Below are 13,347 nucleotides of genomic sequence, written 5' to 3'. Positions count from 1 at the left end.
TTGTAAGTTATCCCAATTTAAAGTTATATTAAAGTCATTTATATTCATTGGTGTTATATGTTTCTTATGATGAACTATCTTTGCTAATCCTCCACATCTTTCACAAATATAATTCTTACTCTTCATAAATGAACTTCTACACTTAATCCATTGAATACTATTGTAGAAGCCTTTTGCATATTCTTTAGCCATTATTACTCCTTTATTTATATAATTTTTTATGCCTTGAATGTATTTTTACTATGAGAATGTTACCTCCCACCTACACCCCCTTAGCCATTGATACTATGCCATTTATTAACACCCTTAAATATCAATGTAACCTCATATAAAAAACATTACTTATTTAATCTAAATTAATATTTTATTTTCTTTATTGCATTATTTAATCTCTCTGTATCCATACCAATATAAGCTAATGTTGTTGCACTTGATTGATGTCCTAATGCCTTTTGAACTAATCCTATATCCTTCTTATTGTCCATATATAACCAATATGCAAATGTCTTTCTTGTTCCATGACACCCTAAGTTTTCTATATTAAAATACTCTTCTATCTCTTTCATAATCCTATAGGCTTGTGTCCTTGTTATTGGTTGATTAATTCCTTTCCTGCTCTTGATTAAATAATCATCATCTTTCATTTCTTCTGTATATTCATCAATTAATTTCTTTAATTCTCTATTTAGTGGAATATTTATCATCTTTCCTGTTTTTTGTTGCTTTATTTTTAAATTCCACTTTCTTCTTACATCTTTTACTTTTAAATTTAAAATATCGCTTATTCTGAATCCGCAATATATCCCTAATCCAAACATAATGGCGTTTCTTTGGTTTTCACCTTCTAAACTTTTCATTATATTTTTTACTACGCTCTTATCTTTTATAGGCTCTGTCATTACATCACCCCCATTTTTTTGACATATGTTCATAATTTAATTCTTGAATAAGTTTTACAACTTCTTTAAGGTCTTTATCTATATCTAAATCGCTTAAAATTATTTTTGTTATATCTGTGCCTATATATTTTCTTTCTCCAATATAACTATTTGTTTTAACTCTATATCCTAATTCATTTATGTAATTGGCTACTGCTCTTACACTTTCTAACTCTAAATATTTTTTAAATACTATAGTTTCAAAATTATCATCTTCTTTTATTTGAGATTTATTTTCTAGGATATTAATTATTTTTTCAATTTTCTGTATTTTTTCATTATGTTTTTTAATTATCTTTTCCTCTAGCTTCCTATATCCTTTTATTTTACTTTTTATTGCTTCACTCATTTTCAGTCCTCGCCATTGAACTTAATACCATCAAAAGGTTATTTATAGGTTTTTCATAATGCTCAAAATTTTGGTCATACATTGAACATATTAAATATCCTGCTAGAGTTTTAACTAATGGATTAATCGGTTGTTCTTCCCATCTTGAACCTGTTTTAGTTTCTAAATAATCTGGAATTGATTCTATCAATCCTACTATAAGTTCATCATCATCTTCAAAATCAACTCTTAACCTTGCTTTTGCTTCTTCCAATGTTAATATCATTTATTCACCTTCTTTATTAAAAAGGTGTCCAAATTGGACACCCCTTGCTTTTATTCTGCTTTTGATAATTTTATAAATGCTTCTGTAACTAATGGTTTAGTGTCTGCTATTGCTAATGCTCTATAATCAATTACTCCATATTTAAAGCTACTTTCTCTTGATGTTTCTACAACTATACCCTCTGGAATGTTGTAACCTAAGTAATTAAAGTTACCTAAGAATATATTGTCATCTGCTATATTGTCATCAATGATAACTGGCTTTCCTAATATGTAACCTATATTTTCATTCTTTGGATCAGCTATAAATATTGGTCTGCCTGTAGTATCTACAATTCCATAAATTGAATTATATAGAGTTGCATTATTCATAGCCCATTTAGCTCCTGCTGAATATCCTCTCTTTAATTTTGCTAACATTTGAGTTAAATCTGTGTAAGCCACTTTATCTGTAAATGTAAAACTATTTGCTCCATTCCATGTGATTCCTGTTGCAATTCCAGTTCCTTGACTTGCTCCAGTTCCATTTACTAATGAATCTGCTATACATTCCATAACACAATTCGTTAATTCTTCAATAATATAGCTTTCAAATGCTGAAATACTCATTTTCTTTGAACTTGCTGAAATAGAGAATATTTTTATTATTTCATATCCAGCAAATGAAACTTTAGCAATGTTTTCTGCTGGATTTTCTGAATCTACTTTTTCACCTTCTGTATGCCACTTTGCTTTTGTACTTGGTGTTCCAATAGGTACTGATATATTTGATGGAATATTAAAGCTTCTACAATGAGATATTAAACCTCCCATAGTTCTAGCTTTCTTAATTATTTCATTTAATGTATGAGTTGGTAGAATAGCAGCACTATTAGTTGTTGTACTGAATGAATCTGCTCTTTTTTCTATATCAACTATTTCCATTGCTCTTTTAAAAGTTCTTTCTTCTTCAACTGTTAACTTTTGCCCTAACATTGTCTTGAAAAATGCATTTCTGTATTCTGTACTTTCAAATACATCTCCTTTTACTTCTCCTGTTGATCCAGTAAAACTCATTCCTGTTATTGGATTAAATTGTTGTGTTCCTTGGCTTCTTTCTTCTATATTTTCCTTGGCTTGTTTTAAACCTTCTAGTTCAATATTTAATTCTTGAATATTTATATTAGGGTCTGTATTAATCAAATTCCCTATCTCTGCCGTTCTCTTTTCAATATCTGCTATGTTATGATTTCTATAACAATTAAATGCTTCTGCTATATTTTTAAATTTCATTTTAAATACTTCCTTTCAATATTTGATTTACTTTTATTCTTAATTCATCTTTTTGCTTGTCCCTGTCCTGCTCTGCTATTATTTGATTTCTAGCTTCAACTGATGTTGTTTGATAAGCTGGAAAGGGAACTACGCTACATTCATAAACTTTTTCTATTTTTGTTATTGTTCTAGTATTAGTTTTACTATCATAAAAACTGCCGTCTTTTGGTACTTTAAATGCAAAACTCATACCAGTTAAATCACCCCTGCATACTGCCGTATGTACCGCCTTGGCTTCTTCTGTGTTTGGCAAAACTGCCCTCATATGAAGCCCCTTATCATCAACACTAAATTGCATTGTCTTTGGTACTCTTGCAAGTGGTAATTTATTAAAATCATGATTATATAATAAACGTATATCGCTCAAGTCTGCCGAATCTAAAGCTCCACGTTTTATAACTTCTTTATAACTTCCCATAGGGTCATTAATTATTGTTTCTTGGCCAAATACAATTGGTGTTCCTATTAACTCCAATTCATTATTGCTCTGTATTTGGGTGTTTCTTATTTCCTTCATTATTTGCCCCCTTTTTATTCATTTGGTATTCATCTACTATTTCTGTATTAGCAACATTAAGTGTCTGCAACCTTCTGTCGCCATTTTCTACACTAGGTAGATTTAATATTTCTAATGCTTGATTTACTGTAAATAATCCTAATGGCATTAATTCCTTTATCATATTTACTTTTGTTGTATTACTCGCAAATTGTAATCTATTAGCTTCCATGATTATTGAATTACCAAAGGCTTGTTCCCTTATAGTGAATATTTTATCTGTCAATTCTAATGAAATTTGAACTCCTAATGCTTCTATTACACTTTCATAAAAAGCTGACCATTCATCTTCATTGTATGTGCTATTAACAATTTTTTCTGATACACCTAAGTAATCATATATCTTTTGTTTTATTGCTAACATTTGCTCACTATCAATAACTGCTCCTTTAATCTCTAAAGGTACATAATCCATTTTGCTATCTAATGCGGCTATTCCTCCATTATTACTTATAGATAAATAGTCCTTTATAAACTCTTCTTTTTCCTTCTTTAAATTCTCTGGGCTTAATATTTGGTTATATTTTAATAATCCCTTTATTGTTGCACTAGATTTTATTGAATTTGCTATACCTTCATTCTGTGTATGTGCCAAATCCAAAGTATTCAATATTGCCGTATTTGTATCACCTAATAAATCATTTGAATTATAAAATCTTCTTATGGTAAAAACATCTCTAAAAGGTAGTGTTACTTGCTTGCCTCCAGCAAAGAAGAATCTGCAATATAATTCTCCTGTTAAGTCTGTTAAGTATTCCATATTTACTGGACTTAATGGATATATACCTGTTAATTTCCCATTTTCATCTTTCTGTAAATAAGCAAATGCATTATTGTACAAATAATAATGAGTTACTATCTTGTAGATCATATCGTATGAAGTCATATATGGATTAGGTCTTACTTGCAATATTCTGTTTAAATAATTATCTCCATCTTTTCTATTTCTCTCTATTGTTACAACATGAACTGGCTTTAACTTAGCCACATTTCTTGCTATTGAATCAACGGCTGACCTGTAAATATCACTTTCATATGCATTGCCACTAAACTGAGTGAATATTGCTGGTCCACCATTCATTACTTCTACTCTGCTTTTTTCGGATTGTATTTCCTTTGAATCTCTTGTTCTAAAAATCTTACGTATGAATCCCAAACCTTATTACCCCCTTTATTTATCAATGCTTCTATTTCTTGATATGTTTTTGGTGCATTGGTTTTTTTCATTAACATATAATGAAATCCTAATCTAGTTGATACAAAAACATGAATATTTCTTTTAAAGTTTATTACTTCTCGCCCATTTTTTTCCCATATTTCTTCATGATTTAATGTATATGGCTTTATCATATCAACACCATTGTTTTTAGTTTTCCCAAACTTTTCCCACTCTTCTTTTTGGATTTCTTCTATCTGCTCTTTGCTATAACCTTTATCCATTAAATATTTTTCTATATATATATATTCGTCAAATATAGTAGTCTTATATGTTAATAATTCTTCTATTTTCCTATTTGAAAATATATTATCTTCAAATTCTTCTTTACTTTCTGCATATTGTATAAAATTAGAAAGCTCATATAAATTATTTAAAATATATGTTAATTTCCCTCTTGTTTTACCTGTTGCAAATATTCTTGTTGGTTTATTTCTTTCTAATTGTTCAAGTAAATATGTAGTTATTAAACTTGATAAATCAACATCTTTTTTTATAGCTTCTTCTTCTAATTCTTTTAATAACCCTTCTGCAATAAGAATTTCCTTTTTTACTGGAGTTCCAGCCATAATAAAATTACTCATATAATTTTGATACTCATATTGTCTTGGAAGATAAGGAATTATATCTTCTTTAACTTCTGTTATGTTTCCTGCATATCTTTTAAAAGCTAATTCAGTTCCTCTTTTTCTAAATTTGTGTAATTTATTGCTCATATAAAACGCTCCTTAATTTACCAATGTAATATCTTAATTTTATTTTATTCATTCGTAGACGCCGCGGGAAATTTTTTTTTTAAAAAAGGATAACGCCAATTTTGCGTTATCCTATTACCCCTTTATAAATAATATTCTATATGCTCTATTTCTTTTAAAAATTTTAAATTGCTTAATCCTGCTCTTAGACCTTCTCTAAAGTAGAATTCGCATAATTCTAGCCATTCAGCTGAAATAGAATCCTCAAACTCATTAATCAATCTTTGTTGCTCTTCTGTGGTATCTTTTTTTAAAGCTCCACGTATTACTTGTGTCATTAATTCTTTTTGCTTATACTCTATATTTTCATTTGTAAATGTTGCTTCTTCATTATTTACAATATTTCTAAATTCATTTTTTACTATTCCATTTACTATATTCTCTATATTTTTAATATTCATTATCTCACCACCCCAAATCTTTTATATATTACTGCTCCCTTTAGGGTTGGTATAACGTTATGAGAAGTACACTTCTCTATGTAATTTTTTAATGTATTAATGTTCATTGGTAATTAATCCTCCTTGAATTAACCACCCAATTAAGATATAATCTAATTAGGTTGAGAGTCTATCCTTATGGGTGGGCTTTTTTTTATTCTTCTTTTTTCTTATTATCTTCTTTTACTAAATCAATAACATACTTATTAACTGGTTTTCCATTTTGAGCTGCTGAAGTTTTAATTAATATTTTTTCTTCTTCTGTTACTCTTAATTCAAGTTTTCCTTTTGTTTTATTCATTTATCTCACCTCCTTGATTTTATTATAAGCCCGACAAACCCGACAGTCAATAGTTTTTTATTATTTTTTTAATTTTCCTAATAAAATTTTTTTAGTGGGTAATTGCACAAGGGGAAATTCCACTTATGCTCCATTTGTAATTAAAACAAATTAGAGCTGATTAAAATTGATATGAAAAAGCTAATTTAGCTTTTTCACTTTATTTATTAAATATTTTGAAAGAATTATTTTAAAATCAAAGTCTTGGCTATCAACTAATAACTCGACTATATATATTAATACTTGTATTATTACATTGGACAGTTTTGTCCATAGGGGTATGGTCAGTTTTGTCCATAGGAGTATGGACAGTTTTGTCTATACCTGTATTTTATTCATAATAAAAAGGGAGTAACAATTTGGAAACCCCTTTTTATAATTCCGTGGTTGCTTAAAATCACCTCGGATTATATTCTATAAAATAAGTTCTTTTAAAAGACTTGTTTTTAAGTCAAGGTCTTGACTATCAACTAATAACTCGACTATATATATTAATACTTGTATTATTATCTTTGACTTTTTTATCAATAGGGGTATTGATGAAAATATCAATACCCCTATTGATATTTTTCTCTATATCTAAATCCAAAGTCGTTTAAAGTAGCTTTAAACTTATTCATTTTGACTGCGAAAAATTTCGCTCTCCTATTTACTGTTCGTGGTTACTTAAAATCATCTCGGATCATTAACTAATAAATTCGAAATCCTTCAAAAGGATTTCGAATTAAAATGCATAGTATACACTTTAAAAATTCAGATGTCTTTAATACCAACATCTGAATTCCTCGATATTGATATTCCCAATTTTTAACTGGAAATTAACACTTTAAATTTTTATAAAGAGCATAAAGAGAAACTGCCCCCAAAAACTTTGTGGTACTAGGCAAAGCCTAGTGTTTCTATGGGTACAAAAAAATTTCCAAATGTCCCACTTTGGGACATAAAAACCGTATAGAAACCGTATCAAATCTTCCTAAGCTACACATATTTTTTGCAAAATAAAAACTGCGTCATTGTATGAAAATGAGCAGTTTTTTATTAAACCCTTGATATTACTAGGTTTTAACGAGCGGAAAATTTCGTTGGTTATAATTAACGCAGTTTTATAGGATAAAACACGCATTTTACTGCTGGTAACGGAAATTTTTCCGAGTTTCTAATAAAAAACAGGTGATTTATATTCACCCACTTTTAAATCAATAATATCTCGGTCAATTTGATTAACTAACATTTTCGCTGTCAATTAAATTGATAGCGAATTTCGTTATGTCTTTAAATCATAGCGGATTAAAATTTTATATTACAAAATATTATTATTATAATATTTTTATTACTTAATATTACAACAGTAATAAACTTTTGTAATATGGCTATTTTCTATATTACTAAATATTATTATTGTAATAAATTAAAAATATAACTCGATAACATTTTGTTATTGAGTTTATTATATTACTTAATGTTATCTAAAGCATATTTTAATAAACTACTAACTATATCCTGCCTTTTATATACCTTGTATTTATCGAATAGCTTTTCTAATTCTTTATATACTTCTACATCAATTTTAAAGGTTTTAGTTATCGTATTATCATAACTATTTATAAAATTTTTATCTGAACGGAGGTCTCCGTTTAGATGTTCTTTTTTTACAGAGTGCAAACTTGCACTTTGTAATGTTTCAAATTTCTGCTCTAGTAACTCAATTCTTTTTAAAATTAAATCTATATCTTTTGGATAACTAACCTTACTTTTATTTTTAGTGGCTGAATTTTCAGCTTTGATCTTTTTAATGGAATAATTTTGAGATGATATCGTATTTTGCGATTCTATGAAATTATTCTTTTCTTTCCCCATAAATGGGGAAAATCCTATTATTCTTTGTCCTGCTCTTGATGGTTCAAATCCATTAGCCTTAAATCTATTTAATATAGTGTTTTTTGATATTCCTAATTGCTTACATATAGCATTAAAATTATTATTCTCCTGTTTCAATTCATTGTTAAAATGGTCAACTTGACCCTTTACATCTAATTGATTAAATTCCTCTCTATTCATCTGTACCCCCTTATAATACATATATTACAAAAATAAACTATTATAATATATTATATTACTAAATATTACCATGATAATATATTCTTATTTTATGTAAAGACAGAAATATTTCCGTCTCCTATTTCTTGCTCTGCGAAAAATTTCGCTCACCTCAAAATTAGGTTATTGTATTATTAATTATAACTTTCGAAGTAAATCTAATTGACCTCGACTTCTTAAACGGTGATTTAAAATCACTATTAATATTTATCATTCATAATTTTACTTATGGTGCTAACTGATAAATTATATTTCTTTGCCTTTGATCTATAACTCCCAGTATCATTTTTAATCTGCTCTACTTGTTCAGCACTTAATTTTTTACCTTTTCTAAATACTATGTAACCATTTTTCCCTGAAGCTATAATCGGATTTGATATATAACAAGAATATTTCTCTAAAAATTTTCTTTCCTCTTCCGTAAAGTCCATATCTTTTGGAACTATATAAAATCTCTCAACAAATTGCTTTATTGTGTTATCTTTACCATTAGTTAATGAATATGTTACTCTCTCTACTTTATTATCCATTTCAATCCCCTTATGTTTATTTATTATAAATAATACTGTTTACTTATTAAAAATAATACAATAAAATTTTAAATAAAAAAAGATACGGGAGAATTTTCCCATATCCTAATAATCTGTATATAATTTTACTTGGTGCAAATTTGAGCCTAGCTCCTAAATAGAAGACTTTTTTATTTTTTATAATTACATTCATATTGATAAATTAAGCCGTAATCATTTGGGTTTACTTTCATGTTGCCAGGTCCTCTGTCATGGTCTTTTAAATACCATTTAGCATATGATTTTGGTATCATATAATCTATATATTCTGCTATTTCATAAACTATGAAATCTCTTCCTGGATTTCCTTCTAAAACTAAATTTAAATTATCATAGAAATCATATGCCAAATCTAACCTATCTAAATTATTTAACTCTTCTATGCTTCTAAGTGTTTTTTTTCCTGCATTAAAATACGTCACTACATTATGAGATATATAGTTTCCTAATTTTTGTGTAAAACTTCTTTTATTAAAAATATAATCAAAAGCCATACTCTTCCCCCTAATAGTAAGTTATTTTTATAGTCAAATAATGTTATTACTAATCATATAGAGATTCTGGAAAAAGACAACATACATATATTAAAGAGCCATTTTTTGACCACCCTAAGAATTAACCAATCTACTTACCTTTTTTCTATCTATATTTAACTTTCTAGCTATTTCTGAATTGTTTAATCCTTTTTCTTTTAACTCTAATATTTTTACCTTTAATTTTTTTAACTCTGCTTGTTTTGAAGTCAACCCTTCTGAATTTCTTCTCTTCTCTCTTCTTTGAGCATTATTATTCTCTTGTTTTATCTTTTTTGACTTTAACGTAATTAATTCTCTTTGTTCCTCTTCTGAAATCTCTAACCATTCGATAATAGTTTCGCTTTTTGGCAGTACCTTCTGTCCTTCTCTATGCTCTTCAACTTTTTTTAGTCCATTTCTTACAAATGATTTTAATTCAGCCAAAGAAGTATATTTTTTAGATTTAATTCTACTTGCTAAAACCTTTATTTCTTGTAATGTTTCCTCATAATTTGAATTATTAACTAGAATATAATATGTTGTATAAAACATTAAAAAACTATTTCTTATTCCTGTTAAATCATATTCCCTTAATTCTAATATCTTTTCTAAGTCCTTTAATCGCCCATAATTTAGCGTTGATTTACTCTTTAATAGTTTTATACCTTTTTTACTTTTCTTTTGTTCTGTAGCTTTCTGTGGCTTATATGGGGTATATATATTATATAACTCATATAAATCGTATAACTCATGTTCATTATTAACCAAACATTTTACTACTTTATCACTTTTTGAATTAATAGTTCCTTCTATTCTTAAAACTCTTGATGGGTCTTTTACTCTTTTATCAACTTCACCCATGCTCTTTAAAGAGTTTTTAAAAGTCTTAATTAAATAATTTTGTAATCTGCTCCAAACATTCATATTCTTTTTGCTTGTCCCTGCGTAATCCTTTATAAACCACTTAATATGTATTCCTCTTCCTGAAAAAATTATTTTATGTGGCTTTGGTATTACTTTTTCTTTAACTAAATCATTAATTAATTCTATTATTTCATCTGCATTATTTATTTTATCTATATCTATATATAAAGTTCTTAATTGTAATATATCTTTATTAGTTCTTGTGTATGTATTGCTTATAGTATTTTGAGTTGCGTATACATCATAATATCCACTATATTTATTAATCGTTTCTTCAAATTCATCATACTCAATACATTCTAATGGTTGTAATTCTCCCATCATACCAATATAAATATGTGTATATCCATTAAATAATCCTTTTTTATATTCTAGTTTTAATGCTCCCATGATTGTTAACCTCTCTTCATTTAGTTGAATAAAAAAAGCCTTCTAGGTATTATCCTAAAAGGCTTGAAAATTCTCTAACTAAATGCTATACTGTCCTTAGTTAAAAGGCTTCAATGCTTCTTAGGTAGTACGGTTACCTATTAAGTAACTTTTAAATATATTTGCAGTATATTTAAAAGTGCGAGGTCTTTTTTTATTGTTTAAATTTATTATACCATCACATTTCCAAATATTCCACTTTTTAATACTTATATTTTCAATAATTTTAATTTTCAAAATTAAATCTTTTTCCATCAAAACTGGCAATAATGTTTATTAATTTCTGTCTATTTTGCTCGTAAAATAATTTATCTCCAGTTAAAAAGTAAATACATAGTAAACTTAAATCTAACATTTCAAATGGATCACTCGACTTATTTATATCAATTCTTACTTTTTCACTAGCTTGTACCATTTCAGAATAATAATATTGTTTTGCTTTTCCTTTACGTTCTATGTAATTAGCTCTTGAATTTTTTTCCATAATATTTCAACCTTTTCTTTTATAAATTATAATGCTCTTATAAACTCTTCATAATGCTCATATAAACCAACATAAGCATCTAACATTGAAGCTACTCCATCTATACGTTGTTTTGCTGATTGATTTTTAATTGGTACTATATTCCCGTTTCTATCTTCATAAACTCCTGTATTAGTTAAGCACCATTTTAAAATTGGATTATTATTATAGTTAATCTTTTTTGCTTTAAGGTCTGCTCCTAATTGTTGCATTGGTAGACTCAAAGTTTTTGCCCCTTGAATACATCTTTCCATTTTAAAGCCATGAGCTTTCATTTCTTCAACCCAATACTTAGCTGAATAATTATCATAATAAATCCATAAAGGTGTTATTCCATAATTATTTATCATTTCAATAAACCAAGCCGTAATATCACTATAATTAATGCTATTACCATTACATAACCTTATTAATCCTCTTTCTAACCATTTATCATATGGTATTTTTTCAATCTTAACTCTTTCATTGAAATTTTCACTAGGTAACCAATACATTTGATGTATGTATCTTTTTTCTATTTCCTTTCCTGTTTCCTTATCTATTTCTTTATTTATAAATAATAATGTTGCACAAGTTAAATCTGTTGTTATGGATAAATCCGCTCCCCCTATTGCATAGAAATTTTTAAAATTTTCTATATCAAAAGTTTCTGTATTATTAATATCATCAAAGTTTAACCATGCATTGCTTAAAGTATTTCTTATATTAAAATCTTTAGTTAATACTCCGCTTAAATCCTTTGGACTATTCTTTGCTTTTTCTACTTTCCTTTTTAGGTCATCTAGCTTTTTTATTGCTCCTAATGATGGATTCGCTTTACTCCAGCAATTTTCATCTAGCCATTCCTCCTTTTTATCTAATTCATATATTATTGGCAAAAATGTATCATCTTCGAAAGTTCCATCTACAATATTGCATGAATACTCGTAAATATCATCAAAAATACACTCTCTTACTGTTCCAGCAGTAGTTATCATTATTAATAACGGTTGCCTTCTTGCAGATTGTGATTGTTGCATTACCTCATATAAATTTCTATCTTTCACGCCATGTAATTCATCTATAATTACACAATGTGCATTTAATCCGTCTAATGTATCAGAATTTTTTCCAAGTGGTTGGAACTTACTCATAGTTAAAGGAAAATATAAATCACTCTTTCTCTTCTTGATATGCTTTGATAGATAAGGGCTTTGGTTTATCATATTTAAAGTTTCGTCAAATACTAACTTTGCTTGGTCTTTCTTTGTAGCACATGAATATATTTCTGCTCCTGCTTCATTGTCTGCTATCATCATATAAGCGGCTATTCCACTAAGCATTGTTGACTTTCCATTTTTCCTTGCTACATAAAACATACTTTCTTTATATCTTCTTAAATTAGTTTCTTTATCTATAAATCCAAATAATGCTGATATATAAGCCTTTTGAAATAATTCTAATATTACAGGCTTTCCAGCCCACTCACCTTTACTATGTTTACAAAATGTTTCAATAAATTTTATTGGTCTTAATGCTCTTTCTTCATCAAATATATATTTGTCTGAATTGTAAATATCATTTACCATTTTTTCATATTGCTTGTACACTCTATTAGATACAACATATTCACCAGCTTTTATCTTTTCAAAGTATTCAATAACATAATTCATTATTGGGGTTGCTCCTTTTTGGCTTTCTTCTTTTTAGGCTTCTCCTTTTTTTGTTGATTATTAATAAACGTTATTAATGGATCTGCTTCTTCTACTGGTTTAACTGGTGGCAATAAATCTACTAATTGCTTTGATAAATTACTGTAATTTTTTAATGTTGTATTATATCCCTTTAATGCTGGATTCTCTCTTAAAAATTCTTGTTGCCCTTGCTTAAATAATGTTGTTGTTCCTTGTGTTTCAACTTCTTCTTTTAATTTATCTAAAGTCCTTTGAATGAATAAAAGTTCATTATAAATATTTTGTGCTATTGGTAGCCTATCTTTTGGAATTAATTTTAAAACTTTTTTAACTTGCTTCATCTCTTTTGATATCTCTTCATTTTTCTCAAACATTTCTTAAAATCCACCTACTTTCTTTGGTTTGCCCTACCCTAAAATTAAAAATTTCTTGGAGGGGTTTAATT

16 protein-coding genes and 1 pseudogene are annotated in these 13,347 nt (G+C 27.6%); all 17 read right to left on the bottom strand.

What is annotated here, in order from left to right; all coding sequences use genetic code 11:
* A pseudogene (locus tag RDX53_RS12255) lies at nucleotides 1-192 on the bottom strand (HNH endonuclease); the annotation flags it as partial.
* A gap of 164 nt (nucleotides 193-356) precedes the next feature.
* A complete protein-coding gene (locus RDX53_RS12250) occupies nucleotides 357-899 on the bottom strand; it encodes a tyrosine-type recombinase/integrase (protein WP_307994253.1) in 543 nt (180 codons plus the stop codon).
* A 4-nt stretch (nucleotides 900-903) separates the two neighbouring features.
* The gene (locus RDX53_RS12245) at nucleotides 904-1,287 is read right to left on the bottom strand and encodes a hypothetical protein (RefSeq protein WP_307994252.1); all 384 of its coding nucleotides are present in this window, start codon (nucleotides 1,285-1,287) and stop codon (nucleotides 904-906) included.
* On the bottom strand, nucleotides 1,280-1,552 hold the full coding sequence (locus tag RDX53_RS12240; protein WP_307994251.1) for a head-tail connector protein: 273 nt from the start codon (nucleotides 1,550-1,552) through the stop codon (nucleotides 1,280-1,282). The genes RDX53_RS12245 and RDX53_RS12240 overlap by 8 nt, the downstream gene beginning before the upstream one ends.
* A 50-nt stretch (nucleotides 1,553-1,602) precedes the next feature.
* Nucleotides 1,603-2,823: a phage major capsid protein gene (locus RDX53_RS12235; protein WP_307994250.1), complete on the bottom strand. Its 1,221-nt coding sequence runs from the start codon at nucleotides 2,821-2,823 to the stop codon at nucleotides 1,603-1,605.
* A 1-nt stretch (nucleotide 2,824) separates the two neighbouring features.
* Nucleotides 2,825-3,382, bottom strand: a complete 558-nt coding sequence (locus RDX53_RS12230) for an HK97 family phage prohead protease (RefSeq protein ID WP_307994249.1) — start codon at nucleotides 3,380-3,382, stop codon at nucleotides 2,825-2,827.
* Entirely contained in the window at nucleotides 3,345-4,577 is a 1,233-nt protein-coding gene (locus RDX53_RS12225) for a phage portal protein (RefSeq protein ID WP_307994248.1), read from the bottom strand. The genes RDX53_RS12230 and RDX53_RS12225 overlap by 38 nt, the downstream gene beginning before the upstream one ends.
* Complete coding sequence (locus tag RDX53_RS12220; RefSeq protein ID WP_307994247.1) at nucleotides 4,508-5,353, bottom strand: hypothetical protein; 846 nt, start codon at nucleotides 5,351-5,353, stop codon at nucleotides 4,508-4,510. The genes RDX53_RS12225 and RDX53_RS12220 overlap by 70 nt, the downstream gene beginning before the upstream one ends.
* A 122-nt stretch (nucleotides 5,354-5,475) precedes the next feature.
* Nucleotides 5,476-5,793: a hypothetical protein gene (locus RDX53_RS12215; protein WP_154821319.1), complete on the bottom strand. Its 318-nt coding sequence runs from the start codon at nucleotides 5,791-5,793 to the stop codon at nucleotides 5,476-5,478.
* A gap of 193 nt (nucleotides 5,794-5,986) precedes the next feature.
* On the bottom strand, nucleotides 5,987-6,133 hold the full coding sequence (locus RDX53_RS12210; protein WP_307994246.1) for a DUF1778 domain-containing protein: 147 nt from the start codon (nucleotides 6,131-6,133) through the stop codon (nucleotides 5,987-5,989).
* A gap of 1,491 nt (nucleotides 6,134-7,624) precedes the next feature.
* The gene (locus RDX53_RS12205; RefSeq protein WP_154821317.1) at nucleotides 7,625-8,230 is read right to left on the bottom strand and encodes a hypothetical protein; all 606 of its coding nucleotides are present in this window, start codon (nucleotides 8,228-8,230) and stop codon (nucleotides 7,625-7,627) included.
* Between the two features lie 239 nt (nucleotides 8,231-8,469).
* Nucleotides 8,470-8,799 carry a hypothetical protein gene (locus RDX53_RS12200; protein WP_154821316.1) on the bottom strand — a complete coding sequence of 110 codons (330 nt, stop codon included), beginning with the start codon at nucleotides 8,797-8,799 and terminating at the stop codon, nucleotides 8,470-8,472.
* A gap of 170 nt (nucleotides 8,800-8,969) precedes the next feature.
* Nucleotides 8,970-9,332 carry a hypothetical protein gene (locus tag RDX53_RS12195; RefSeq protein WP_154821315.1) on the bottom strand — a complete coding sequence of 121 codons (363 nt, stop codon included), beginning with the start codon at nucleotides 9,330-9,332 and terminating at the stop codon, nucleotides 8,970-8,972.
* Nucleotides 9,333-9,446: 114 nt separating this feature from the next.
* A complete protein-coding gene (locus RDX53_RS12190) occupies nucleotides 9,447-10,667 on the bottom strand; it encodes a hypothetical protein (protein ID WP_154821314.1) in 1,221 nt (406 codons plus the stop codon).
* Between the two features lie 265 nt (nucleotides 10,668-10,932).
* A complete protein-coding gene (locus tag RDX53_RS12185) occupies nucleotides 10,933-11,190 on the bottom strand; it encodes a hypothetical protein (protein WP_307994245.1) in 258 nt (85 codons plus the stop codon).
* A gap of 26 nt (nucleotides 11,191-11,216) precedes the next feature.
* Nucleotides 11,217-12,881, bottom strand: a complete 1,665-nt coding sequence (locus RDX53_RS12180) for a terminase large subunit (protein ID WP_307994244.1) — start codon at nucleotides 12,879-12,881, stop codon at nucleotides 11,217-11,219.
* Nucleotides 12,881-13,276: a hypothetical protein gene (locus RDX53_RS12175; protein WP_154821311.1), complete on the bottom strand. Its 396-nt coding sequence runs from the start codon at nucleotides 13,274-13,276 to the stop codon at nucleotides 12,881-12,883. The genes RDX53_RS12180 and RDX53_RS12175 overlap by 1 nt, the downstream gene beginning before the upstream one ends.
* Nucleotides 13,277-13,347: the final 71 nt, after the last annotated feature.

The organism is uncultured Intestinibacter sp. (assembly GCF_902468165.1).
In the GTDB taxonomy this organism is placed as follows: Bacteria; Bacillota; Clostridia; order Peptostreptococcales; family Peptostreptococcaceae; genus Intestinibacter.
The sequence above is the reverse complement of the archived record's forward strand: the minus strand, read 5'-3'. Positions and strand labels throughout refer to the sequence as shown.

Coding starts and splice junctions, on each gene's coding strand:
- RDX53_RS12250 (WP_307994253.1), bottom strand. CDS start 899: ATGACAGAGCCTATAAAAGATAAGAGCGTAGTAAAAAATATAATGAAA.
- RDX53_RS12185 (WP_307994245.1), bottom strand. CDS start 11,190: ATGGAAAAAAATTCAAGAGCTAATTACATAGAACGTAAAGGAAAAGCA.
- RDX53_RS12195 (WP_154821315.1), bottom strand. CDS start 9,332: ATGGCTTTTGATTATATTTTTAATAAAAGAAGTTTTACACAAAAATTA.
- RDX53_RS12235 (WP_307994250.1), bottom strand. CDS start 2,823: ATGAAATTTAAAAATATAGCAGAAGCATTTAATTGTTATAGAAATCAT.
- RDX53_RS12200 (WP_154821316.1), bottom strand. CDS start 8,799: ATGGATAATAAAGTAGAGAGAGTAACATATTCATTAACTAATGGTAAA.
- RDX53_RS12210 (WP_307994246.1), bottom strand. CDS start 6,133: ATGAATAAAACAAAAGGAAAACTTGAATTAAGAGTAACAGAAGAAGAA.
- RDX53_RS12240 (WP_307994251.1), bottom strand. CDS start 1,552: ATGATATTAACATTGGAAGAAGCAAAAGCAAGGTTAAGAGTTGATTTT.
- RDX53_RS12230 (WP_307994249.1), bottom strand. CDS start 3,382: ATGAAGGAAATAAGAAACACCCAAATACAGAGCAATAATGAATTGGAG.
- RDX53_RS12175 (WP_154821311.1), bottom strand. CDS start 13,276: ATGTTTGAGAAAAATGAAGAGATATCAAAAGAGATGAAGCAAGTTAAA.
- RDX53_RS12180 (WP_307994244.1), bottom strand. CDS start 12,881: ATGAATTATGTTATTGAATACTTTGAAAAGATAAAAGCTGGTGAATAT.
- RDX53_RS12215 (WP_154821319.1), bottom strand. CDS start 5,793: ATGAATATTAAAAATATAGAGAATATAGTAAATGGAATAGTAAAAAAT.
- RDX53_RS12190 (WP_154821314.1), bottom strand. CDS start 10,667: ATGGGAGCATTAAAACTAGAATATAAAAAAGGATTATTTAATGGATAT.
- RDX53_RS12220 (WP_307994247.1), bottom strand. CDS start 5,353: ATGAGCAATAAATTACACAAATTTAGAAAAAGAGGAACTGAATTAGCT.
- RDX53_RS12205 (WP_154821317.1), bottom strand. CDS start 8,230: ATGAATAGAGAGGAATTTAATCAATTAGATGTAAAGGGTCAAGTTGAC.
- RDX53_RS12245 (WP_307994252.1), bottom strand. CDS start 1,287: ATGAGTGAAGCAATAAAAAGTAAAATAAAAGGATATAGGAAGCTAGAG.